22 protein-coding genes are annotated in these 22,417 nt (G+C 74.4%); 8 read left to right on the forward strand and 14 right to left on the reverse strand.

The annotated features are described in order from the left end of the window. Positions 1 to 84 precede the first annotated feature (84 nt). The 3 genes from OG774_RS22240 to OG774_RS22250 form a co-directional block, all read right to left on the reverse strand. Complete coding sequence (locus OG774_RS22240) at positions 85 to 1,041, reverse strand: threonine ammonia-lyase (RefSeq protein WP_328304409.1); 957 nt, start codon at positions 1,039 to 1,041, stop codon at positions 85 to 87. Continuing rightward, positions 1,038 to 2,165 carry a CAF17-like 4Fe-4S cluster assembly/insertion protein YgfZ gene (gene ygfZ / locus OG774_RS22245; RefSeq protein WP_328311090.1) on the reverse strand — a complete coding sequence of 376 codons (1,128 nt, stop codon included), beginning with the start codon at positions 2,163 to 2,165 and terminating at the stop codon, positions 1,038 to 1,040. Before ygfZ ends, OG774_RS22240 begins: the two co-directional genes overlap by 4 nt. A 65-nt stretch (positions 2,166 to 2,230) precedes the next feature. Then, the gene (locus OG774_RS22250) at positions 2,231 to 2,671 is read right to left on the reverse strand and encodes a Fur family transcriptional regulator (RefSeq protein WP_442873901.1); all 441 of its coding nucleotides are present in this window, start codon (positions 2,669 to 2,671) and stop codon (positions 2,231 to 2,233) included. A 149-nt stretch (positions 2,672 to 2,820) separates the two neighbouring features. Between OG774_RS22250 and OG774_RS22255 the strand changes: the two genes are divergently transcribed. Together OG774_RS22255 and OG774_RS22260 are read left to right on the forward strand one after the other, a co-directional pair. After that, positions 2,821 to 3,777, forward strand: a complete 957-nt coding sequence (locus tag OG774_RS22255; RefSeq protein ID WP_328304410.1) for a hypothetical protein — start codon at positions 2,821 to 2,823, stop codon at positions 3,775 to 3,777. Positions 3,778 to 3,855: 78 nt separating this feature from the next. Beyond that, on the forward strand, positions 3,856 to 4,620 hold the full coding sequence (locus OG774_RS22260) for a hypothetical protein (RefSeq protein WP_328304411.1): 765 nt from the start codon (positions 3,856 to 3,858) through the stop codon (positions 4,618 to 4,620). On the opposite strand, the gene OG774_RS22265 is transcribed toward OG774_RS22260, so the two are convergent. From OG774_RS22265 to OG774_RS22290, 6 genes are all read right to left on the reverse strand, one after another. Beyond that, a complete protein-coding gene (locus OG774_RS22265) occupies positions 4,524 to 5,423 on the reverse strand; it encodes a biotin-dependent carboxyltransferase family protein (protein WP_328304412.1) in 900 nt (299 codons plus the stop codon). The two genes, OG774_RS22260 and OG774_RS22265, sit on opposite strands and share 97 nt — an antisense overlap. After that, positions 5,420 to 6,061 (reverse strand): 5-oxoprolinase subunit B family protein, encoded by a 642-nt coding sequence (locus tag OG774_RS22270; protein ID WP_328304413.1) that lies wholly within the window; start codon positions 6,059 to 6,061, stop codon positions 5,420 to 5,422. Before OG774_RS22270 ends, OG774_RS22265 begins: the two co-directional genes overlap by 4 nt. 13 nt (positions 6,062 to 6,074) lie before the next feature. Beyond that, the gene (locus tag OG774_RS22275) at positions 6,075 to 6,734 is read right to left on the reverse strand and encodes an FABP family protein (protein WP_328304414.1); all 660 of its coding nucleotides are present in this window, start codon (positions 6,732 to 6,734) and stop codon (positions 6,075 to 6,077) included. A 265-nt stretch (positions 6,735 to 6,999) separates the two neighbouring features. Continuing rightward, positions 7,000 to 7,302, reverse strand: a complete 303-nt coding sequence (locus tag OG774_RS22280) for a DUF1416 domain-containing protein (RefSeq protein WP_328304415.1) — start codon at positions 7,300 to 7,302, stop codon at positions 7,000 to 7,002. Continuing rightward, positions 7,302 to 8,156, reverse strand: coding sequence for a sulfurtransferase (locus tag OG774_RS22285; protein ID WP_328304416.1), 855 nt, complete (start codon positions 8,154 to 8,156; stop codon positions 7,302 to 7,304). Before OG774_RS22285 ends, OG774_RS22280 begins: the two co-directional genes overlap by 1 nt. 280 nt (positions 8,157 to 8,436) lie before the next feature. Then, positions 8,437 to 8,961: a TlpA family protein disulfide reductase gene (locus tag OG774_RS22290; RefSeq protein WP_328304417.1), complete on the reverse strand. Its 525-nt coding sequence runs from the start codon at positions 8,959 to 8,961 to the stop codon at positions 8,437 to 8,439. A 204-nt stretch (positions 8,962 to 9,165) separates the two neighbouring features. Between OG774_RS22290 and OG774_RS22295 the strand changes: the two genes are divergently transcribed. From OG774_RS22295 to pstB, 6 genes are all read left to right on the forward strand, one after another. Then, positions 9,166 to 10,005, forward strand: a complete 840-nt coding sequence (locus OG774_RS22295) for a winged helix-turn-helix transcriptional regulator (RefSeq protein ID WP_328311094.1) — start codon at positions 9,166 to 9,168, stop codon at positions 10,003 to 10,005. Positions 10,006 to 10,030: 25 nt separating this feature from the next. Continuing rightward, the gene (mshD, locus tag OG774_RS22300; RefSeq protein ID WP_328304418.1) at positions 10,031 to 10,951 is read left to right on the forward strand and encodes a mycothiol synthase; all 921 of its coding nucleotides are present in this window, start codon (positions 10,031 to 10,033) and stop codon (positions 10,949 to 10,951) included. 188 nt (positions 10,952 to 11,139) lie between these two features. Further along, positions 11,140 to 12,249 carry a phosphate ABC transporter substrate-binding protein PstS gene (gene pstS / locus OG774_RS22305; protein WP_328304419.1) on the forward strand — a complete coding sequence of 370 codons (1,110 nt, stop codon included), beginning with the start codon at positions 11,140 to 11,142 and terminating at the stop codon, positions 12,247 to 12,249. 133 nt (positions 12,250 to 12,382) lie between these two features. Beyond that, complete coding sequence (gene pstC / locus OG774_RS22310) at positions 12,383 to 13,348, forward strand: phosphate ABC transporter permease subunit PstC (RefSeq protein ID WP_328304420.1); 966 nt, start codon at positions 12,383 to 12,385, stop codon at positions 13,346 to 13,348. After that, positions 13,348 to 14,262 carry a phosphate ABC transporter permease PstA gene (pstA, locus tag OG774_RS22315; RefSeq protein ID WP_328304421.1) on the forward strand — a complete coding sequence of 305 codons (915 nt, stop codon included), beginning with the start codon at positions 13,348 to 13,350 and terminating at the stop codon, positions 14,260 to 14,262. The genes pstC and pstA overlap by 1 nt, the downstream gene beginning before the upstream one ends. A 9-nt stretch (positions 14,263 to 14,271) precedes the next feature. Further along, positions 14,272 to 15,048 (forward strand): phosphate ABC transporter ATP-binding protein PstB, encoded by a 777-nt coding sequence (pstB, locus tag OG774_RS22320; RefSeq protein ID WP_328304422.1) that lies wholly within the window; start codon positions 14,272 to 14,274, stop codon positions 15,046 to 15,048. 142 nt (positions 15,049 to 15,190) lie between these two features. On the opposite strand, the gene phoU is transcribed toward pstB, so the two are convergent. The 5 genes from phoU to OG774_RS22345 all read right to left on the reverse strand — a co-directional run bounded on the left by phoU (position 15,191) and on the right by OG774_RS22345 (position 22,371). After that, positions 15,191 to 15,847 carry a phosphate signaling complex protein PhoU gene (phoU, locus tag OG774_RS22325; RefSeq protein ID WP_274188743.1) on the reverse strand — a complete coding sequence of 219 codons (657 nt, stop codon included), beginning with the start codon at positions 15,845 to 15,847 and terminating at the stop codon, positions 15,191 to 15,193. A 71-nt stretch (positions 15,848 to 15,918) separates the two neighbouring features. Next, the gene (locus tag OG774_RS22330; RefSeq protein WP_328304424.1) at positions 15,919 to 18,162 is read right to left on the reverse strand and encodes an LCP family protein; all 2,244 of its coding nucleotides are present in this window, start codon (positions 18,160 to 18,162) and stop codon (positions 15,919 to 15,921) included. 263 nt (positions 18,163 to 18,425) lie between these two features. After that, positions 18,426 to 19,364, reverse strand: coding sequence for a GGDEF domain-containing protein (locus tag OG774_RS22335; protein ID WP_328304426.1), 939 nt, complete (start codon positions 19,362 to 19,364; stop codon positions 18,426 to 18,428). Between the two features lie 285 nt (positions 19,365 to 19,649). Further along, entirely contained in the window at positions 19,650 to 20,768 is a 1,119-nt protein-coding gene (gene dusB / locus OG774_RS22340) for a tRNA dihydrouridine synthase DusB (RefSeq protein ID WP_328304428.1), read from the reverse strand. Positions 20,769 to 20,772: 4 nt separating this feature from the next. Then, complete coding sequence (locus tag OG774_RS22345; protein ID WP_328304430.1) at positions 20,773 to 22,371, reverse strand: Rieske 2Fe-2S domain-containing protein; 1,599 nt, start codon at positions 22,369 to 22,371, stop codon at positions 20,773 to 20,775. Positions 22,372 to 22,417: the final 46 nt, after the last annotated feature.

A 22,417-nucleotide genomic window follows, 5' to 3' on the forward strand; every position in this document is an offset into this window, starting at 1 on the left:
GGGGGTCCGCTGTCACGCGGCAGGCGGGTCGGCGCGTCGAGAGGTGCGTGCGGCGCGTGCGCCGGTCGGCGACGGGCACGGGCCTCACCCGAACGTCGGCACCGGCGTCCGGTCGGCGAGGACCCCGGCCAGCCAGGCGGGGTCGACGTTGCCGCCGCTGACCACCGCGACCGTGCTCCGGTCACGGTCGCCGGGAGGCAGGGCGAGCCATCCCGCGGTCGCGACGGCCCCGCTCGCCTCGCAGGGCACGCCCACGGCGTGCAGGCGGCGGGTGGCGTCGGCGATGGCGTCCTCGTCGACGGTGACGACGTCGGCGACCAGGTCGCGCACGTGGGGCCAGGTCAGCTCGCCCAGCGCGGTCGAGCGCAGGCCGTCGGCGGCCGTGCGGGCCACCTGCTCGCGTGGCCAGCGCTGCCGCTCGCCGGCGTGCCAGCTGGCGGCGGCGTCGCCCGCGAGGGCCGGCTCGGCGCCGATCACCCGCACCCCGGAGCCGCGGAGCGCGGCGGCGATCCCGCTGATCAGTCCACCGCCGCCGATCGGCACCACGACCTGCTCCACCCCCGCGCGGTCGGCGAGGATCTCGGCGCCCGCGGTGCCCTGACCGGCGATGATGTCCGGGTGGTCGTACGGCGGGATCAGCGTTCCGCCGGTCTCGGCGACCGCGGCCTCGGCGGCCGACTCGCGCTCGTCGGCGGCCACGCGCACCAGCCGGGCGCCCAGCGCGGCCATGGCCTCGACCTTGGCCTCGACCGCGTCGTCCGGCACGACCACGGTGCACGGCACACCGCGGCTCCGCGCCACCCAGGCCAGCGCGCGGCCGTGGTTGCCCGAGGAGTGGGTGACGAGGCCGGCCGCCCGGCGCTCGGGTGCGAGGCGGCTCGCGGCGTGGAAGGCGCCGCGCAGCTTGAACGCGCCGATCGGCTGGAGGTCCTCGCGCTTCACCGCGAAGCCGGGCGCGAGTTCCTGGACCGGCGTCCGCACCGCGACGCCCTCGAGCACCGCGGCGGCCGCGGCGACGTCGGACGGACCGAGCAGGGTCACCCCTGCAGGCGGCGCATCGCCGCGCGGCCGGGCGGCTCGCCCGTGTCCGGCGGGATCGAGTCCGGGTCGACGGCGGCGGGGCCGGGCACCTGCTGCTCGCCCTCGGCCGCGACCCACAGCGGCGTGTCCGCCGACGCGGCGGCGACCGCCGAGCGCTTGAGCAGGGCCAGCGCGACCGTGCCGAGCTCGTGGTGACGCACGGCGGTGCCGATGCGCCCCACCGACCGGCCGCCCTCGGCGGCGAGCACGGGCGTTCCGGGCGGGGGCAGCGGGTCGTCCCCGGCCTGCAGGTGCAGCAGCACCAGCTGGCGGGGCGGGCGGCCCAGGTTCGCGACGCGCGAGACCGTCTCCTGGCCCCGGTAGCAGCCCTTGTGCAGGTGGACCGCGCCGCCGATCCATCCCATCTCGTGGGGGATGGCGCGCTCGTCGGTGTCGAGACCGAGGCGGGGCCGGACGGCGCCGACCCGCAGCGCCTCGAAGGCGTCGTGCCCGGCGGGGCGGGCGCCCGCGCCGCGCAGCCGCGACCACCAGGAGCCGAGCTCGGCGCGCGGGACGATCAGGTCGACGGCCGCCTCGGGTCCCGGCCCGGGCCACGGCATGCGCCGCACGATGCCGCCGTCGGGCAGGGCCGCGCACGCGTGGTCGCCGTGCGGGGCCACGACGCCTGCGGCGGTGAGCACCTCGTCGATCTCGGGGCCGACCAGCGAGAGGACCGCCCAGTCGTCCGACTCGTCGGCCACGGTGACCTGCGACCAGAAGCGCATCCGGTCCAGGTACTCCGCCAGCGGCGCGGCGCGGCCGGGCTCGACGTCGAACCACACCGTGTCGTCCACGTGGGCGAGCACCGCGTGGTGCTCGACGCGGCCCTGCGCGTCGAGGACCAGCGTCTCGGTGCCGGCGCCCTCGCCGAGGTCGGCGACCTGCTGGGTCAGCAGCAGGTGCAGCCAGCTCAGCCGCTCGGGACCGGAGACGCGCACGACGCCGCGGTGGGAGCGGTCGACGACGCCGGCGCGCCGGATCAGCGCGCGCTGCTCGCCGAACGGGTCGCCGAAGTGGGCGGGGACGGCGGCGTCGGGGCCGGCGTCGGTGTCACCGTCGGGGCCCTCGTCGCCGTCGGGACCCATCGGGGGCTGCGGGGCGACCGCGCCCGGCTCGTCGAACGTCGGGGACGGGGTCAGGGGAGAGGTCACTACGCGTCCTTCGCGAGCTCGGCGTCGGCGCGGTCGGCGCACGCCCGGCAGGTGCCGGAGAGCGCGACGTGGGTGGCGTCCAGGCGGAAGCCGTGCGACGCGCGCAGCGACTCCGCCAGGGCCTCCAGCGCGTCGACGTCGATCTCGTCGACCGCGCCGCAGTGATGACAGACCAGGTGGACGTGCTCGTGCTCGGACGTCGCGTACGTCGGCGCGCCGTGCCCGAGATGGGTGTGCTTCACGACGCCGAGCTGCTCCAGCAGGTCCAGCGTGCGGTACACCGTGGTGATGTTCACCGCGGGCGCCGTCTCCTGCACCCGCGTGCAGACGGCTTCCGGCGTCGCGTGGCCCAGCTCGGTGACCGCGTCGAGCACCAGCTGGCGCTGCGGGGTCATGCGCAGGCCACGGCGATGCAGCGTCTGCCGCAGTTCGGTGTCCACCCGGTCGATGGTAGGCCTCGCACGCGTCGGGAACCCCCGGGTGGGCGGGGGCGGCTCCGTGCGTCGGCGGGCGGCGGTCCCTACGATCGGGAGGGTTCTGCGCCCGACACCCGGCGCGCTCCGTGGACCCCGGCTGCAGGCAGGTGACGATGACGACCGGTGAGCAGGGACGCACACCGCCCGACGCCGAGCACTATCTGGACTTGTCCGGCATCGAGGAGGACAGTCCCGGCCCGCACTTCGACGTCGTGCTGCGGGGATACGACCGACGGCAGGTCGACGAGCACGTCGCCGGCCTCCGCCGGATGAACGCCCAGCTCCGCGCCCAGCTCGCCGTGCGCGAGCGCCGGCGCAGCGCCGCCCCCGAGGCGCCGGCGTCCTCGGGGCTGGAGGGGCCGGTCTCGGACACCGTCCCCGAGGCGCGCCGCGCGCCCGCCGGGGACCAGCACGAGACCGGCGACGCAGCGCCCGGCAGCCCCGACATGGTCGGCGCCTTCAACGACCGGCTGCGCGGCATCCTGCAGGCCGCGGAGCAGGAGGCCCAGCTCGTGCGCAGCAAGGCCGCCGAGTCGCTGCTCGCCGAGCACGCCGAGTCGCGCGCCGCCCTCGCGGAGCTGCGGGCGCAGCGTGACGCGGTGGTCGACGAGCTCGTCCGCCTGCGCGGGCGGCTCGACGACATCGTCTCCGGCCCGACGCGCCCCTCCGCGGCGCCGCCCGCGCCACCCCGTCCCGGGCCCGGCGGGCCGTGGCGCGGTCCCGCCCGGCCGCCCGGTCCGCCGCGCCCGGGGCACCGGCCGCCCGGGCCGTACGGCGGGCCTCCGGGGTTCGCGCCCGGGTCGCTGGACCAGCCGACGATGCATCCCGTCGCCCACCCGGTCGACGCCGACGCGACCGCCGCGGACACCGTGTCGGTCGACGCCGCGGTCGAGCCCGACGGCACCGACGGCACCGACGGCACCGACGGCACCGAGGCCACCGAGGCCACCGACGAGCCGGGAACGCCGGAGTCCCCCGAGTCCCAGGTCGACGTCACGGAGGGCACCCAGCCCGCCGCGAGTGCGGCGCGTCCGGCGCCGTCCTCGCCGGAGCGTGCGGCAGACGGGTGACGGGCGCGGGGCCTCGTGAGACCGTCGGTGACCGGATGACGCCGCGTGTCGCGGCCGGACGGCGTACCGTGCCCACTCATGCGCGTGCTCGAGTCCCCGATCACGTGGATCGTGCTCGCGGCCGTCCTGCTGGTCGTGGCGATCGTGCTCATCGTGGTGTCGTCGGCCCGGCGCCGTCGGGCCCGCCGGGCGGCCGCCGCCGCGGCGTGGCCGCCCCCGGCGCTCGAATCGGGCCGTCCGGACCCCGAGGCGGCGTGGAGCGACCCGGCCACGGCGCGCCGCCGCCCAGCGGCAGATGCACGTACGGCGGGCTCGCCGGTGTCGAACCTGGACGACGCGCCGGACGCGACGGCCTTGGCGACGTACTCGGACCCGCCGACCGATCCCCTCGACGTCGGCGCGGTGCGGGCCGGGGTCGCCGAGGACACTCCGCCGGAGGAACCGCACCGCGCCAGGCACGCGGCGGCGGCGGACGGCGAGGCCGGGCCCGAGACCGACCCTGAGACCGGCCCCGACACCGAGTCGGCCAAGGACCGGCTGCTCGCGGTGCTCCTCGGGGACCCCGAGGCCGCGGTGGCGGCCCTCTCCGCCGCGGACATCGACGCCGGCTCGACGGCCTCCGACGGCGACGTCACGGCCCTGCTGCGGGCCGGGCTGAGCCCGAGCCAGGTCGCCCGCCTGGTCGGGGTCGACGAGTCCCGGCTCGCGGCGCTCGTGGCCCGGCGTCTGGGGCTGCTCCCCGACGATCAGCCCCCGAGCGGCACGAACCGCACCGACGAGCCGGGGCGGAGCTGGGCGAACGCCGGTAGCTCGGCCGGCTCCACGACGCCGACCACGGGATAGCCCCCGGTCGTCGGGTGGTCGGCGAGGAACACCACCGGCTGCCCGTCCGGCGGCACCTGCACCGCGCCGCCCACCAGGCCCTCGCTGCGCAGCTCCACGCCCCGGAACGCCTCCGCCCGCTCGAGCGCGGGGCCCTCCAGGCGCACCCCGACCCGGTCGCTCGTCGGGCCCACCGTCCACGTGCCCCCGCGCAGCCGTCCCGCCGCGTCGTCGACCCACTCCGCGCGCGGGCCCAGGTGCAGCCGGATCCCGACGGCGTCCGGCGCCGCGGACACGCCGACCGCCCCGGTGCCGACGGGCGGGGTGGACGTGGGCGGGCCGAGCGGCAGCCGCGCGCCGACCTCCAGCGGCGCCGGCCCGAGCCCGGAGAGCGTGTCGGCGCTGCGGCTCCCCAGGACGGGCTCGACCGCCACCCCGCCGCTCACGGCGAGGTAGCCGCGCAGGCCGCTGGTCGGCGCGGGCACGACGAGGACGTCGCCGGCGTGCACGTGGACGGGCTGGTGCGACGCCGCCACACGCTCGCGGGCCCCGGTCCGCACGACCAGCCCGCCGGGCGGGCCGGTGAGCGCCACGGTCGTCGCGGCGGAGGCCCGCAGCGCGAGCCCGCCGAGCAGGATCTCCAGCCCGGCCGCCTCCGGCGGGTTGCCGACGAGCCGCTGCGCGAGCGCGTGCGCGGGTCCGTCCAGGGCGCCGGCCGGGGGGACGCCGATGTGGGCCCACCCGGGCCGCCCGCGGTCCACCACGAGGGCGCGGGGACCGACCTCGGTGACGACGAGCTCCCGGCTCCCGGACTCCCCGTTCATCGTCGCCCCGCGTCCCGGAAGCGCACCGTCGTCCCCGGCACCAGCAGCGCGGGCGGGTCGCGGTCGGGATCGAACAATGTCGGCGCGTCGTCGGTCAGTCGCCCCAGCAGCCGCCAGCCGCCGGGCGAGGTGCGGGGGTAGACCCCGCCGAACTCGCCGGCCACCCCCACCGAGCCGGACGGGATCCGCGGACGCGGGGTGTCCAGACGCGGCTGCTGCAGGGCCTCGGGGAGCCCGGCGAGGTAGGCGAAGCCGGGCGCGAAGCCGCCGAAGGCCACCGTGAGCGTGGCGCCGGTGTGCAGGTCGACGACCTCGTCCACCGAGCAGCCGGCGTCCCGGGCGACCAGCTCGAGGTCCTCGCCGTCGTAGTGCACCGGCAGCTCGACGCTGCCCGCGTCGCGGTCGCCGCGCGGGGCCGTGGTGTCGATCCCCTCGAGCAGCGCCCGGACAGCGGGCAGGGCGTCGGGCGCGCCCGGGGCCGTCACCAGCACGGTCCGGGCCGCGGGGACGACGTCGACGACGCCGGGCAGCTCGCCGCGCGCCAGGGCGCCGCGCAGGGCCGCGCCGACCGCGTCGACGGCCGCGAGCCCGTCGAGGTCGACGAGCAGTGCCTCGGGACCGACGGGCCGGACGTCCACGGGCGGGTGGGGCTCAGCCGACGACGCGCTGCAGCCGCGCGGACGTGTGCGGCTGCATCGGCTGGCCCTCCATGGCGCGCTCCTCGACGTAGGCGAGGTCGCCGTCGTCGACGATGCCGTACAGCCGGGTCGCGCCGTTGACCTCCTTCGCCGTGGAGGTCCGGGCGATCGCGTCGGTCTGCAGCTCCCAGGACGTCTGCGTGCGGCTCTCGCCGTAGTAGAGCTCGATGATCCCGGTGTGGTGGGCGAGCAGGAGCTCGAGCGTGCCGTCCTCCTGCGCGCGCCACCAGCCGACCTCGCGGGCGGCGGGACGGACCACGGCCCCGCCCGGCCCGTCGAGGATCCAGGAGCGGGCCTCCCAGGACAGGAACGGCCTGCCGTCGTGCGCGACGGTGATCTGCTGCCCGAAGTGGAAGGGGCCGTCGATCGTCGGGTAGACGACCTCGCCCTCGCCGCGCCACACCCCGACCAGCGGCAGCAGGCCCAGGAGCGCGTCGTTCAGCTCCGGGCCGAGCCGCAGGTTCGCGGTGTCGTTCGGGACCGGGAGGTCGTCCCACCCGGGCACGTTGGCGCCCCGGGTGCGCTCGGCGCGCTCCGCGGCCGCCCGGATCGCCTCGTTGCCGCTGCTGCCCTCGGGCAGGTCGGCCTCGTCGGGGTTGATGGACGAACTCATCGCTCCTCCTCGCCGGTGAGTGCCTCGTCGCGGAAGAGCCGCCGCGTCAGCACGACGCCGGCGCCGAGGATTCCGGCGCTGCACGCAGCGAGCAGGACGGTGTAGAACCACGCCACCGGCCCACCCTAACGACCACCGCCCGCCCGCCCCGTCGCGGTGGGCGGGACGAGCGGGCGGAGGGTCGTCACGAGTGATCGACGTACCGATACGGACACTGGGGTGTCCGATCGGACGGAGCACGCCGATCGGGGCACGCCGCTGACACTCAGGCCGCGACGGACACCTCGGTCGTGAACAGGCCCGGGCCACCGACGGTGACCTCGGACTGCCCGTTGCCGGCGCGCGAGAGCGCGCGGACGGTCCAGGTGCCCGGGGCCGCGAAGAACCGGTAGTCGCCGGAGGCCGAGGACACGACCTCCGCGGTGAACTCACCGGTGCCGTCGAGGAGCCGGACGTAGGCGCCGCCGACGGGCGAGCCGCCGTTGGTCACCTTCCCGACCAGCACCGACTCCTTGCTCAGGTCGGTGCCGGCGGGCAGCTCGGCGGTCTGCTCGGGCGCTCCGCACATCAGGAACCACTCCCACTCTGTCCGGGCCCCGTCTCGATCGGCACACCGATCAGCGAGCCGTACTCGGTCCAGCTGCCGTCGTAGTTCTTGACGTCGGTCTCGCCGAGGAGCTCGTGCAGCGCGAACCACGTGTGCGAGCTGCGCTCGCCGATGCGGCAGTACGCGATGGTCGAGCGCGAGGAGTCGAGGCCCTGCTCCTCGTAGAGCTTGCGCAGCTCGTCGTCCGACTTGAAGGTGCCGTCCTCGTTGGCGGCCTTCGACCACGGCACGTTGAGCGCCGACGGGATGTGGCCACCGCGCTGCGCCTGCTCCTGCGGGAGGTGCGCCGGGGCGAGGAGCTTGCCGGAGAACTCGTCGGGCGAGCGCACGTCGACGAGGTTCTTGGTGCCGATCGCGTTGACGACCTCGTCGCGGAACGCGCGGATCGAGGTGTCCTGCTCCTTCGCGGTGTAGGAGGTCTGCGAGCGCTGCGGGACCTCGGTGTCGAGCTTGCGCCCGTCGAGCTCCCACTTCTTGCGGCCGCCGTCGAGCAGCTTGACGGCCTGGTGGCCGTAGAGCTTGAAGTACCAGTACGCGTAGGCCGCGAACCAGTTGTTGTTGCCGCCGTAGAGGATGACGGTGTCGTCGTTGCCGATGCCCTTGGCGGACAGCAGCTTCTCGAAGCCGGCCTTGTCGACGAAGTCGCGGCGGACCTGGTCCTGCAGCTCCGTCTTCCAGTCGAGCTTGACGGCGCCGGGGATGTGCCCGCCGTCGTAGGCGGTGGTGTCCTCGTCGACCTCCACGAAGACCGTGTTGGGGGCGTCGAGGTTCTGCTCGGCCCAGTCGGCACTGACCAGGGCGTCCTGGCGGCTCATGTGTGTTGCTCCTCGGGTGCTTGCGGATTTCTGGTGGTTCTCACGACGGGATCCCCGCCGGCGACCCCGAACAGCCGAGGACCCGCGATCACACTGCGAAGGACGTCAGGTGGGCGGTCCGGGCGCGGAGTCGTCCGGGGGCCGGGTCAGCAACAGAGGCTGGAGTCCACACGGCACAGGTCCACCACGCGTCGCTGGGTGAGCCCGCCGTCCACGCGCGCCACGCTACCGAAGAATCGGGCGTCGCCCGAGGGTGACGTCACACGCTCGTGGAGCGCGCTCACCCGGTGCGACGCCACGGGGCGAGCGAGTCCAGCAGATCGGCCCGTCGGGGCACCCCCACGTGGCGCGCCAGCTCGACCCCCGCAGGGTCGACGACGAGCGTCGTCGGGGTGCGGCGGATCCCCAGCAGCCGCACGAGCTCGGGGCGCATCGCGACGTCGACCTCGCGCACCGTGAGCCCGGGGTGCTCGCCGGCGACGTCGGTGAGCACGGCCCGGGAGGCGCGGCAGTCGGCGCAGAACTGCGATGACAGCTGCAGCAGCGCGAGCCCGCCGGGTGGGCCGGCGAGGTCGCGCGGGAGGACGCCGGTCACGGCACCGCCCGGTCGCTGCGGGCCCACCGGGCGGAGGTCGCGGCGCGTGCCCTCGGGACCCGGGTCGGGGGCCGACGGGACGGGCGTGGGCCCACCGGCCGCCATCGGCGCGCGGCGGGAGCGCCGGAGCCGGACGATCGCGAGGACGAGCCCCGCGACGAGCACCACCGCCAGGGCCGCGGCGGCGGCCACCAGCACCCAGCCCGACACCCGGAATCCTCCCCCGCCCCGCACGACCTGTCCCGCTCACGCAGCGTAGCCCGCGGTCCGCCTCACCGGATCGGCGGGCATGTGGCCCCTGACCGGCACTTTCCCGGGGCCGACGGGCTTGCGGACCCGACGTGACATGGAACGCTCGGCAGGGTGACGGCGCGGTGAACTGGTCTAGGGTCCACCCCACGATCGCGGAGGGAGATTCGCGTGGAGCTGCTGCTGCTCACCGCCGACCCCGAGCCGACGTCAGTGTTGCCGTCGCTGACCCTGCTACCCCATGGACTCCGGACCGCCGCCCCCGAGGTGGCGGCCCTGCTCGATGCCGGCCCGCACGACGCCGTGCTGGTCGACGCCCGGCACGACCTCGCCGCCGCCCGCAGCCTCTGTCGTCTGCTGGGCTCCACCGGCCTGGACGTCCCGGTGATCGCCATCCTCACCGAGGGCGGCCTCGTGGCGGTGTCCCTCGAGTGGGGCGTCGACGAGGTGCTGCTGCCCGGTGCCGGACCGGCCGAGGTGGACGCCCGGCTGCGCCTGCTGCGGGCCAAGCGCGCCTCCGACGGCTCCGGTGCCGACGGTGCGCTGGTGCTCGGTGAGCTCGTGATCGACGAGGCGACCTACACCGCCCGTCTGCGCGGGCGGCCGCTCGACCTCACCTACAAGGAGTTCGAGCTCCTCAAGTACCTCGCCCAGCACGCCGGTCGGGTCTTCACCCGCGCGCAGCTGCTCCAGGAGGTCTGGGGCTACGACTTCTTCGGCGGCACCCGCACCGTCGACGTCCACGTCCGGCGGCTGCGGGCGAAGCTCGGCCCGGAGCACGAGCAGCTCATCGGCACCGTGCGCAACGTCGGCTACAAGTTCGTCCGCCCCATGCGCGGCGTGCTCGGGACGGCGCAGACCTCGGCCGACGAGTCCGACGACGCCGAGGAGGACGCACCGGCCACGAGCCCCCGGAGCACCCCCGCCACGCCGGTCCCGCGGTCGGCCGGGTCCTGGGACGACGCCCGTGTGGTGCGTCCCGCTGCGTGGGCCCGGGGCGTCTGAGGCGAGGAGCGCTACGGTCACCGCCGTGCTGGAGAGCCGGTGGGTGGCGACGGTGACGCCGCAGGAGGCGCAGGACGTCCACGCCCTGGTCGCCGCGGTCGCGGCGGCCGACGGGGTGGACGCCTACGCCGAGCCCGCGCGTCGCGACCTCGACGCGATCGTCGACGGCGGGCGCCCCAGCACGCGGCACCTGCTCGTGAGCGACGGCGACGACCTGGTGGGGCACGCCCTGCTCGACGGCGAGAACCTCGACGACCCGGTCGCCGAGCTCTCCGTGCACCCCGCCCACCGTCGCCGCGGGGTCGGCGCCGCAGTGGTCGACGCGGTGCTCGAGGAGTCGCCCGTGGCGCGGTTCTGGGCCCACGGCGACCACCCGGGCGCCGCGCGCCTGGCCGAGCGGGCCGGCCGCCGGCGCGCCCGCGAGCTGTGGCGCATGCGCCGGCCCGCCCCCGGGCACGAGGCCCCGCCGCTGCCGGCGCTGGTCGTGCCCGACGGCGTCGCGATCCGCCCGCTGCGGGTGGGGCGTGACGAGGACGCCGTGGTGGCCGTCAACAACCGCGCGTTCTCCTGGCACCCCGAGCAGAGCGGCTGGACGACCGGCGACGTCGCCGCGATCGAGGCGGAGTCCTGGTTCGACGCCGACGGGGTGCTGCTGGCGTGGGACACCGCGACCGGCGACCTGCTCGGCTTCCACTTCACGAAGGTGCACGCCGTCTCCGAGACCGTGCCCGAGCCGCTGGGCGAGGTGTACGTCGTGGGCGTCGACCCCGGCGCGCAGGGGCGCGGTCTGGGCCGGGCCCTCACCCTCGCGGGGCTCCACCATCTCGGCGATCGCGGTCTGCGCACGACCATCCTGTACGTGGAGGGCGACAACGCCCCGGCGATCGCGACCTACCGCCGCCTGGGCTTCGAGCGCGACGCGGTGGACGTCTCCTACCAGCGCTGATCGCCGAGAGTGACCGGCGTCGCAGTCGCTCAGCCCTCCGGGCGACGTTCCCGGGATGCGTTCATCCCTCGTTCATCCCGAGCGCTCCGAGCGTCCATCCGGCCTGCTTAGCCTCCGTGGGCGTGGTGCGACCCCGCGCTGCGACGTGCCCACGCGGAGGTGGGCGGACGGACACGGAGGAATCTTCTGTGAGGTATCAGCGACGCGTCGCGGCGATCGGGCTGATCGCCGCATCGGCGCTCGTGCTCAGCGCGTGCGGCAGTGACGAGAACGCCGGTGGCGGCGGGGTGTCCGCGGCACCGGGCGTCACCTGTGGCGGCAAGCCCGACCTGCGCTCCAGCGGGTCGTCGGCGCAGAACAACGCCATGACGCGCTTCGTCGCGACCTACCAGCAGACCTGCCAGGGCCAGACCCTGAACTACACGCCGAGCGGCTCGGGCGCGGGGCGCAACGAGTTCCTCGGCGGGCAGACCGACTTCGCCGGTTCGGACTCCGCGCTCAAGGACGGCGACGAGACCACCCGGGCCCAGCAGCGCTGCGCCTCGCCGGCCTGGAACCTGCCGCTCGTCTTCGGGCCCGTCGCGATCGCCTACAACGTCCCCGGCGTGACCGACCTGGTGCTCGACGGCCCCACCGCCGCGCGCGTCTTCAACGGCCAGGTCGCCACCTGGAACGACCCGGCGATCGCCGCCCTCAACCCGGGCAAGCAGCTGCCGGCCGCCCCGATCATCGTCAACTTCCGTTCCGACGAGTCGGGCACCACCGAGAACTTCCAGAAGTACCTGGTCGCCGCCTCCAACGGCGCGTACGGCAAGGAGGCCGCCCAGACGTTCAACGGCGGTGTCGGCGCCGGTGCCCGAGGCAGCCAGGGCGTCGCCGACGCCACCAAGAACACCCCGAACTCGGTGACCTACGTCGAGTCCTCGTTCGCCGAGCGCGGCGGCCTCAGCTCGGCGCAGATCATCAACTCGGGCGGCGGCCAGCCGGTCGCGCTGACGCCCCAGTCCGTGGGTACCGCGGTCGACAACGTGCAGGTCAGCGGCCAGGGCAACGACCTGAAGCTGAACCTGGACAGCCTCTACCAGGCGAGCGCGCCGGGCGCGTACCCGATCGCGCTGGCGACCTACGAGATCGTCTGCTCGAACTACGCCGACGACCAGACCGCCGCGGCGGTCCGGGCGTTCCTGCAGACCGCGCTCTCCCCGGGCGCGCAGCAGGCGCTGCCGGAGGCGGGCTACGTCCCGCTGCCCGAGCAGTTCAAGCAGCGGATGACCACCGCGGTCAACGCCATCCAGTAACGGACCGGCGACACGATTGCCCGGCGACGACGAGGCGGACGGAACCCCGGCTGTGACCGAACGCACCACGGCGGCTCGACCGCGAGACCCTCAGGACGAGGGTTCCGCGGCCGGGTCGGCCACCCTGGACACCGTGACCGACACCGACCCCGGTAGAGGAGGGACGGACCGAGGGGCCACCCCGAAACGCGGCGAACGCATCTTCCGGGGGCTGACCTCGGGCTCCGGCCTCCTCGTCGTCGCGGCCATCGCCGCGATCGGGCTCTTCCTGCTCGTGCAGGCGGTGCCCTCCCTGCTGGCGAACAACGCCAACTTCCTGACCTCGCCGGTGTTCGACACCCGCGACCCGGCGAACCTCAACTTCGGTATCCGTGACCTGCTCGTGGTCACGCTGCTGTCGTCGCTGTTCGCCCTGGTCCTCGCGATGCCGATCGCCCTGGGCATCGCGCTGTTCCTCACGCAGTACGCGCCCAAGCGGGTCGCGCGCCCGTTCGGCTACGTGATCGACCTGCTGGCCGCCGTGCCGTCGATCATCTACGGCCTCTGGGGCATCGCGGTCCTCGCGCCGGCCCTGCTGCCGATCGCGATATGGCTGAGCACCAACCTGGGCTGGTTCTTCCTGTTCGCGCCGGGCAACCTGCCCGTCCTCACCGGCACGATCTTCACCGGCGGCGTCGTGCTCGCCGTGATGATCCTGCCGATCATCACCGCGGTCACCCGCGAGGTGTTCTCCCAGGCCCCGCGCTTCCACATCGAGGCGGCGCAGGCGCTGGGGGCCACCCGCTGGGAGGTCATCCGCATGGCCGTCCTGCCCTATGGGCGCAGCGGCTACATCGCCGGCTCGATGCTCGGCCTCGGCCGCGCGCTCGGCGAGACGATCGCGGTCCTCATCGTCATCCGGGCGGCCACCACGCCGTCGGGCTTCAGCCTGTTCGACGGCGGCTACACGTTCGCCTCGCTCATCGCGTCCGCGGCCTCGGAGTTCAGCCAGCCGCTGCCCACCGGCGCCTACATCGCCGCCGGCCTGGTCCTGTTCGTCCTGACATTCGTGGTCAACGCGATCGCCCGCGTGGTCGCCGGCGGGAAGGTGAACGGGTGATGAGCACCGCGACCGGCCTCAGCTCCCCGGAGCGCCCCGCCACCACGCCGACCTTCCAGGCCCCGAGCACCGGCCGAAAGATCAAGAACAACGTCGCGACGTTCCTCGTCGGGCTCGCGTTCGTCATCGCCCTGGTGCCGCTCGTGTGGGTGCTCGCGACGGTCGTCGTCCGCGGCATCGGCGCGATCCTGTCCTCCGACTGGTGGGGCAAGTCGCTGTCGGGAGTGCTGCCGGAGTCGTACGCCGGCGGCGTCTACCACGCGATCTACGGCACGCTGATCCAGGCAGCGCTGGCGGCCGTCATCGCCGTGCCGATCGGCATCCTGGCCGCGATCTACCTCGTCGAGTACGGCCGCGGGCGCCTGGCGAAGACCACCAGCTTCATGGTCGACATCCTCGCCGGCGTGCCCTCGATCGTCGCCGCGCTGTTCATCTTCGCGGCGTTCATCTCGATCCTCGGCGCCGAGCAGAGCGCCTTCATGGTGTCGCTGGCGCTGGTGCTGCTCATGCTCCCGGTGGTCATCCGCAACACCGAGGAGATGCTGCGGCTGGTGCCCGACGAGCTCCGCGAGGCGGCCTACGCCCTCGGCATCCCGAAGTGGAAGACGATCCTGCGGATCGTCCTGCCCACCGCCCTGTCGGGCACCGTGACCGGCGTGATGCTGGCGCTCGCCCGCGTCATGGGCGAGACGGCGCCGGTGCTGGTGCTCGTCGGCTACTCGCAGTCCATCAACTTCGACCCGTTCTCCGGGAACATGGCCTCGCTGCCGCTGTTGATGTTCTCGGAGCTCTCGAACCCGGAGCCGTCCGGCCAGTTCCGCATCTGGGGCGCCGCGCTGACGCTCATCCTCATCATCATGATCCTGCAGCTCGGGGCGAGCGTCGTGTCGCGCTTCTCCGCCATCTCGAAGTAGAGGAACACCGTGGCCAAGCGACTGGACCTGAAGGCCGTCGACATCTTCTACGGCGACTTCCACGCCGTGTCGGACGTCAACCTCTCGGTGTCGCCGCGCAGCGTCACCTCGTTCATCGGCCCGTCGGGCTGTGGCAAGTCGACCGTGCTCCGGACGCTGAACCGGATGCACGAGGAGATCCCCGGGGCCCGCGTCGTCGGCGAGGTGCTGCTCGACGGCGAGGACATCTACGCCCGCAGCGCCGACGCGGTGGCCGTGCGCCGCACGATCGGCATGGTCTTCCAGCGCCCCAACCCGTTCCCGACGATGTCGATCCGCGACAACGTCGTGGCCGGCCTGAAGCTCCAGGGCGTGCGCGACAAGAAGAAGCTCGACGAGGTCGCCGAGGCCTCGCTGCGCGGCGCGAACCTCTGGCAGGAGGTCAAGGACCGCCTCGACAAGCCGGGCGGTAGCCTCTCCGGCGGTCAGCAGCAGCGTCTGTGCATCGCCCGCGCGATCGCCGTCCAGCCCGACGTGCTGCTCATGGACGAGCCGTGCTCCGCGCTCGACCCGATCTCGACGCTGGCGATCGAGGACCTCATCGGGGACCTCAAGAAGGAGTACACGATCGTCATCGTCACCCACAACATGCAGCAGGCGGCGCGGGTGAGCGACCAGACGGCCTTCTTCAACCTCGAGGCCACCGGCAAGCCCGGCAAGCTGGTCGAGATCGACGACACCGAGAAGATCTTCTCGAACCCGCGCGAGCAGGCCACCGAGGACTACATCTCCGGCCGCTTCGGTTAGTCGCGCCAAGGAGATGCGGTAGACAGCGCTCCTTCGTCGCGCTGTCTACCGACCTCCGGCGCGCTCCGGTGGTCGGCAAGCACGAGAGCCCCTCCCGCAGCAGGCTGCGGGAGGGGCTCTTCGTGTGTGCGCGGCCGGTCGGTCAGGCCTCGGGCGTGTTGGGCATCTTGCCGGTGACCATGAAGACCACGCGGCGGGCAACGGCCACGGCGTGGTCGGCGAAGCGCTCGTAGAAGCGGCCCAGGAGGGTCACGTCGATGGCGGGCGCGACACCGCTCGGCCAGTCCTTGCTCAGCAGCAGGGTGAACAGGTGGCGGTGCAGGTCGTCCATGGCGTCGTCGTCGGACTCCATGGTGAAGGCGAGCTCGACGTCGCGCGTGAGGATCACCTGGCGGGCGTCCTGGGCCAGGTCGAGCGCCACGCGGCCCATCTCGGCGAAGTAGGGGGCGACGTCCTCGGGCAGCACCTTGGCCGGGTGACGACGCCGCGCGGCCTTGGCGACGTGCAGGGCGAGGTCACCCATCCGCTCGAGGTCGCCCGCGGAGTGGATCGCCGCGATGACCGAGCGCAGGTCACCGGCCACCGGCGCCTGGAGGGCGAGCAGACCGAACGCCTGCTCCTCGGCCTGGCTGCGCAGAGCGTCGATCTTCGTGTCGGAGGAGATGACCTCCTCGGCCAGGTCGAGGTCGCCCTCGAGCAGGGCGGTCGTCGCCTTCTTCATGGCCTCGCCGGCCATCTGGGACATCTCGGCGAGCTCTTCGGAGAGGGCGGCGAGCTTCTCGTTGTAGGCCGTGCGCATGTCGCGCAACGTACGCGGACGGCCGGTCGCCCGTCCGACGACGGCATGAACCAGGGATGAACGCGACCGGGTCAGGCGCAGGTGGCGTCGGCGGCCGTGATCGTCGGGTTGACCGGCGCGGCAGGCGTCGCCCCGTCCGGGGCGGCGTCCGAGCGGACGTCGCCGTCGAAGTCGTCGCCGAGGGTCAGGGTCAGCGTGCTGCGCCCCGCGCCGCCGGGCTCGAGACGCGCACCCGGCACGGCCGCGCCCAGCGCCGAGGCGGCGGCGGCCTGGTCGGGCGAGTAGCGGATCGTCGTCCCGCCCCCGCCCGACGACGAGCCGCCGTCGTCGCTGGTCACGACGAAGCCGGCGGAGCGCAGACGATCCGCCACCCGCTCGGCCGACGGGCCGTCCGACGCCCCGCCCTCGTCGCCGCCCCCGTCGCCGCCGTCCTCCCCCTCGTCGTCGCCCCCGTCGTCACCGAGGTCCTCGGCCGGTGAGCGGGCGTCCACGAGCCGGATGTCGGCGGGTGCCGGGGCGGGCACGGGCGCGGCCGGCACGCCGGGTGCCGGCGCGCCGCTGCCGGGCAGCGGGTCGTTGCGGATGATCGCGTCGAACATGGCCCGCTCGTCGCCGCGGCGGAGCACCTCGTTGCCGCGGTCGTTGGCGAGCCCGGTGGTCGGCACCGTCACGAAGCTGACCGTGCGCGGGTCCAGGCTGCCTAGCGACTGTGAGAGCGCGAGCAGCTGGTCGGAGCCGATGTTCTCGCCGAACGTGGAGCGCGAGACGGCCTCGACGAGCCCCTCGAGACGGCTGGGGTCGAGCAGCGTGCCGGCCGAGAGCACCGAGCGCAGCAGCGCGCCGAGGAACCGCTGCTGGCGCTGGATGCGGCCGTAGTCGCTCGACGGGTCGCCCTCGACGTGGCGGGCGCGGACGTAGTCGAGCGCCTGCTGCCCGCTCAGCACGGTGGGCCCGGCCTGGGGGATGACGGTGCCGAGCACGGAGTCGCGCACCGGGCGCTCCACGCAGATCGGCACGCCGCGCACGGCGTCGACCATGCCCTGGAAGCCCTGGAAGTCGATGCCGAGGAAGCGGTTGATCGCGAGGCCCGAGAGCTCCTGGATCGCGCGGGTCACGCAGCGCGGCCCGCCCGCGGCGTAGGCCGAGTTGAGCTTCACGCGCGGGGTCGGCGGCAGCATCTGCGGCGAGTAGGCGCCGGAGACGGGGTCCCAGCGCTCGCAGGCCGGTCGGGTGATCTCGAGGTCGCGGGGGAACGACACCACCGTGACCGTCGATCGGTCCTCCGGGACGTGCACGACCATGATCGTGTCGGTGCGGGCCCCGGGCACGCCGGCGGTGTCGCCTGCGTCCTCCGACGGGGGCGCGCCGGCGCGGCTGTCCGAGCCGACGACGAGGAAGTTCTGGTCGCCGGCCTGCGCAGCGGCGTTCTGGATGGCCGACGAGTTCGGGTCCAGCGCGCCGATCTGGCGCACCGCGGCCTCGACCCACGACGCCGCGCCCCACCCGAGCCCGCACACGACCACGACGAGGACCGCGCAGGTCGCGGTGAGCAGCCTCGCCGTCCGGCGCCAGGTCCACCGTCGTCGCCACGTCGTGAAGCGGCTGCCCACCGACGCGAGCACCGCCGACGTGGCGGCGTACTCGGTCTCGCCCGCGCGGGCCTCGGTGGCGGCCGGGCGGCGCGGCGCGGCCTCGCTCGTCGCCGCCGCGGCACGGACGTGACGGACCGCGGGCGACTCCGCGGGGGCGGCCTCGGGCTCGGGGGCCCGGGGCTCGTCCGCCTCCGGCTCGTCCGGCTCCTCGGGGGGAGGCGGGTCGACAGGCCGCGCGACGTCGGGACGGGCCGGGGGGACGGGCGCGACGGTGGTCGCGACGACGGCGGGGGTGGACGGGCGCCGGGGCGCGGGCGCCACCGGGGGACTGGGCGGGGGTCCCGTCTGCGGAGGCGGCGCCGCGCGCGCCGGGATGCGCCCCGCGGGCAGCGTCACCGCGTCGACCGGACCCCGCGTGGACGGCGCCTTCGCCGCGGCAGGCGACGGGATGCCCGCCGACGGGGTGCCGGGCGAGGTGGGGAGCGCGGACGGCGCGGTCACGAGCCCGGCGCCGGGCGGGCGGAGACCGAGACGCGGCCCGCGCTTGCGGGTCAGCGGCACCATCGTCGGGCGGCGGCCGGCCTGGGCCGTCGGCGTCGCGACGGGGATACGGAACGGCGCCGACGCCGGGCCCGAGCGCGCCGCGGGGGAGCGGACCGCGTCGGACCCGGGAGCCCCGGGGCGGGAGCCCCGGGCCGGGTCGCCGGCGCGGTCGTCGGTCACGCATCTCCTCGTGGCTGATGATCTCGGGCGGGCAGCCCGGACACGTGCTGGTCAGCAGCGGGATACTACGGCCGGGACGGACCCCGACGGTTCCGGGGCCGTTACGCCACGCGGTGACCGGAGCACAACGGTCGCCACACGACCGGGCGATACGGGACACCCGTTCGGGCACTGCTGTGCTCAGGTCCGGCTCAGCGGCGCCGCGGACGGGCGATCCGGCCGGCCCCCGGACGCGGCGGTGCCCGGTGAGCGGTCGGAGGCCGTCAGGACGTCGGGAACGCGCCGCGGGCAGCGGTGGCGATCCCGCGACGGGCGGCAGCCGCTCCGGCCAGCCGCACGGTGCCGTCGTCGGCGTCGCGGTAGGCCACGGCGTTGCGGCCGGCGCGCTTGGCGACGTAGAGCAGGGCGTCGGCGGCGTCCAGGCCGGGCGCGCCGGGGTGTGCGCCGGCGTCGAGGCACGCGACGCCGACGCTGACCGTGACGCGCAGGTCGTCGGCGAGCTCGTGCCACGGGTACGCGTCGACCCGCGCGCGGGCCTCCTCGCACACCCGCACCGCCTCGGCGGGCGCCAGGCCGGGCAGGACGAGCGCGAACTCCTCGCCGCCGTAGCGCGCGCAGAAGCCCTCGGCGGGCAGCTCCTCGTTCATGAGGTCGACGAGGCGGCGCAGCACCTGGTCGCCCACGGCGTGGCCGTGCGTGTCGTTGACGCCCTTGAAGTGGTCGACGTCGGCCAGCGCCACGCAGGCGGGGGAGTCGCCACCGTCACCACGCAGCGTGCTCAGCCGCTCGTCGAGGTAGCGGCGGTTCCAGGTGGCGGTGAGGCTGTCCCGACGGCTCTGCTCGCGGGCCTCGGCGCGCTCGCGACGGAGACGATCGACCTCGAGGCGTAACTGATCGGGCACTTCGTCCGGCGTCGTCCGCTCGTCCCGCACGAGCGAGACGGCGGCCTTGAGATGTTGGTACGCGCGGCGCCAGTCGCCGCGGTCGGCGAGGACCTCGGCGGCCGCCTCGTGGGCCCGCGCCTGGTCGGACCGGCCGGCGACGGTCGGCGCCCCCGATGGTGTGACCGAGGGCGCCGCATCGAGCCCGACGATCGGGGAGGTGGGGAAACCGCAGGTGACGGTGCCCTCGTCGGGGGTGGGGTGTGCGGCGGGGGTCGCGACCCCGGTGTCGAGCACCGGCTCCGCGGTCGTCGTCGCCACGGTCCCGCGTCTCGGCAGCAGCCCGGCCAAGCGCACACACATCACCTCCGTCCCTGCCTCTAGTGTCGCCCTCGATCATGGTTCTGTAACGGTCCTTCGCCGCGACGCCGACAACTTCGCTCGGTCGGCGCACGTGACGCTGCGTAGACGGATCCCGTGCCGACACGTTCGGCCCACCTTGAGTCGCCCGCGACGGTGGTCGTGGCGGACACGCGCATGCCGGCCGTGACGTGTGATCGACGTGATGCCGGGCCTCGATACGGGGAGTAGCGTCCGGTGAGGGGGTCAGCCGCCGGAGTGCATGACGTCGGCGCCCGCCGGGACGGTGTCGTCCTCGGGGTCGTCGAGCCATCCCTCGGGCAGGGTCACGTGCCCGGGCGAGCCCTGCCGACCGCGCGGACCGTCGGCGTCGGGCGGGAACGGCAGGTCGGGGTCGAGCTGCGCGAGCAGCGCGTCGAGACGCTCCAGCCCGTCGATCATCCCGAGCTCGCGGCGCAGTTCCGAGCCGACGGCGAAGCCGTGCAGGTACCAGGACATGTGCTTGCGGGAGTCACGCACGCCCTTGCGCTCGCCGTGGTGGGCGATCAGCAGCTCCACGTGGCGCCGCATCACCGCCGCGACCTCGCCGAGGCGCGGGGGCGTGGGGATCGGGCGACCGGCCAGCGCGGCCTCGAGCTCCCCGAAGAGCCACGGCCGCCCGAGGCAGCCGCGCCCGACGACGACGCCGTCGCAGCCGGTCTTCTCCATCATGGCCACGGCGTCGGTCGCGGCGAAGATGTCGCCGTTGCCGAGCACCGGCACGTCCGCGGGCACCGCCTCGCGCAGCTCGGCGACGCGGTCCCAGTCGGCGTGGCCCGAGTAGCGCTGCGCCGCGGTGCGCGCGTGCAGGGCGACGGCGGAGGCGCCCTCGGCGGCGGCGATGCGACCGGCGTCGAGGAACGTCACGTGGTCGTCGTCGATGCCGACGCGCATCTTCACCGTCAGCGGCAGCCCGCCGCGGGACGCCGAGGCGACGGCCGTCCGCACGATCGACTCGAACAGCCGCCGCTTGTAGGGCAGCGCCGCCCCGCCGCCGCGTCGCGTCACCTTGGGCACCGGGCAGCCGAAGTTGAGGTCGACGTGGTCGGCGAGGTCCTCGTCGACGATCCGGTCGATCGCGCGGCCGATCGTCACGGGGTCGACGCCGTAGAGCTGCATCGAGCGCGGGGTCTCGTCCGGGTCGAACGCGATCATCTCGGCGGTGCCGGGGTGCTTCTCCACCAGCGCCCGCGCGGTGATCATCTCGCAGACGTAGAGCCCCGCGCCCTGCTCGCGGCACAGGCGGCGGAACGCCACGTTGGTGATGCCGGCCATCGGCGCGAGCACGACGGGCGTCGGCAGCTCGAGGGGACCGATGCGGAGCACGACCTCAGTCTCCCAGCTTGTGCGCCCGGATCTCGTGCCCCGCGGACGTCAGGCACCGACCGGTCCGGAGGTTGAACTTCCAGTTGTGCAGCGTGCAGGTGAGCACCTCGCCGTCGACGGCGCCGAACTTCGACAGGTCCGCGGACAGGTGCGGGCAGCGCGCCTGCACCGCCCAGCCGTCGAGCTCGATGTCGCGACCGTCGTCGTTCTGCGTGTCGTACCAGTTCTCGACGTAGTCCATCCGCTCCTCGGACAGACACTTGAAGAACGTGTAGAGGTACTCGTTGTACTGACCGACGCGCGTCGCGGTGAAGCGCACCGACAGGAACAGCGAGTTCGACCAGTCGACCTCGCCGGTGGCGATGTTGGTCTGCACGAGCGTCGCCGGCACGCCCCAGCGGTAGCGGGCCTGCTCGCCGTTGTAGACGCGGATCTCGCGGGCGGTGAAGTCGAACGCCAGCGACAGCGTGCCGTCCTCGTCGACCCCGGGGGTGTCGTCGGGCATGCCGTGCAGGTCCATCCGGACCGGGCCGCCGATGCCGTCGCACATGTGGTCGGCGCGCTTCATCAGCGGCTCGATCCACTCCTTGAGCTGGCGCAGGATGTCCGGCTGCGGCGCCGCCCACTGCGCCTTCTGGGCCTCGATCGCCGGCCGGGCGCGCTCGGCGAAGTCGCGCAGGTAGCGCTCCTTGTCGAGGAAGATCGTCTCGATGTCGGCGTCCGACATCGGGTGCGCGAGGTCGTCCACGGTGCCGTGGCCGATCTCGGCGGTCGTGCCGGGCAGGAGCAGGTGGCCCTGCTGGTCGCTCCCGGCGTCGTGACCGAGCTCCCGCATCCGGCCCAGGAACTCCCACTGGTCGGTGAAGATCGACTCGTCCTCGACGCCCTCGTAGCCCAGGCCGTTCCACTGGAACAGCTCGTCGTCGAGGAAGCAGGGCGGGCCGGCCGTCGGGAAGATGTGCGGGGCGCCGACCTCGCGGATGTAGCGCATCGCCCGGTCCTCCTGGCCGATGCGCTTGCGGCGGGCGAACTCACGCTTCGCCGCCTTGGGCAGGTCGTAGACCATCGGCCACCAGATGGCGCCGGAGAACTGCGTGAAGTGCGCGTCGTAGGCGCCGAACTCCAGCAGCTTCGGGATGTCCAGCGGGTGCGCGTCGTTCTGGTCGACGATCCGCGCGGTGCCGTCGTCGAGGGAGAGCGCGGAGTCGCCGATCGGGCCGTCGCCCGGCCCCTTCAACGACGTGATCATGAACCGCAGGCCGCCGTCGAGCTCCTGCGGGACACCGCTCTCGGTGCGTACGAAGTGCCGGAAGCCCAGCGCGCGCAGCTCGTTCTCGAGCTCGTCGGTGGGGTAGTCCGGCAGCAGGACGCGGGCGTCCTTCGAGACGTGGTCGCGCAGGTTGACCGCGTCGAAGTGGTCGCGGTGCAGGTGCGAGACGTAGAGGTAGTCGCAGTCCCCGAGGGCGTCCCAGTCCAGCTGGGTGTTGTCCGGGAACGGCACCCACGACGCGAAGAACGTCGGGTTCACCCACGGGTCGCACAGCACGCTGCCGCCCGTCGTCTCGAAATGCATCCCCGCGTGCCCGACTCCGGTCACCCGCACGAGCAGACCACCTCCATCACAGTGCTCACCACCGATTGTGCGTGGT

The organism is Actinomycetospora sp. NBC_00405 (genome assembly GCF_036044095.1).
In the GTDB taxonomy this organism is placed as follows: domain Bacteria; phylum Actinomycetota; class Actinomycetes; order Mycobacteriales; family Pseudonocardiaceae; genus Actinomycetospora; species Actinomycetospora callitridis.

Excerpts from the sequence above, each read along its gene's own strand:
- pstA (WP_328304421.1), top strand. The coding sequence starts at position 13,348 with ATGAGCACCGCGACCGGCCTCAGCTCCCCGGAGCGCCCCGCCACCACG.
- OG774_RS22275 (WP_328304414.1), bottom strand. The coding sequence starts at position 6,734 with ATGAGTTCGTCCATCAACCCCGACGAGGCCGACCTGCCCGAGGGCAGC.
- OG774_RS22255 (WP_328304410.1), top strand. The coding sequence starts at position 2,821 with ATGACGACCGGTGAGCAGGGACGCACACCGCCCGACGCCGAGCACTAT.
- OG774_RS22260 (WP_328304411.1), top strand. The coding sequence starts at position 3,856 with ATGCGCGTGCTCGAGTCCCCGATCACGTGGATCGTGCTCGCGGCCGTC.
- OG774_RS22280 (WP_328304415.1), bottom strand. The coding sequence starts at position 7,302 with ATGTGCGGAGCGCCCGAGCAGACCGCCGAGCTGCCCGCCGGCACCGAC.
- OG774_RS22265 (WP_328304412.1), bottom strand. The coding sequence starts at position 5,423 with ATGAACGGGGAGTCCGGGAGCCGGGAGCTCGTCGTCACCGAGGTCGGT.
- ygfZ (WP_328311090.1), bottom strand. The coding sequence starts at position 2,165 with ATGGGTCCCGACGGCGACGAGGGCCCCGACGGTGACACCGACGCCGGC.
- phoU (WP_274188743.1), bottom strand. The coding sequence starts at position 15,847 with ATGCGCACGGCCTACAACGAGAAGCTCGCCGCCCTCTCCGAAGAGCTC.
- OG774_RS22285 (WP_328304416.1), bottom strand. The coding sequence starts at position 8,156 with ATGAGCCGCCAGGACGCCCTGGTCAGTGCCGACTGGGCCGAGCAGAAC.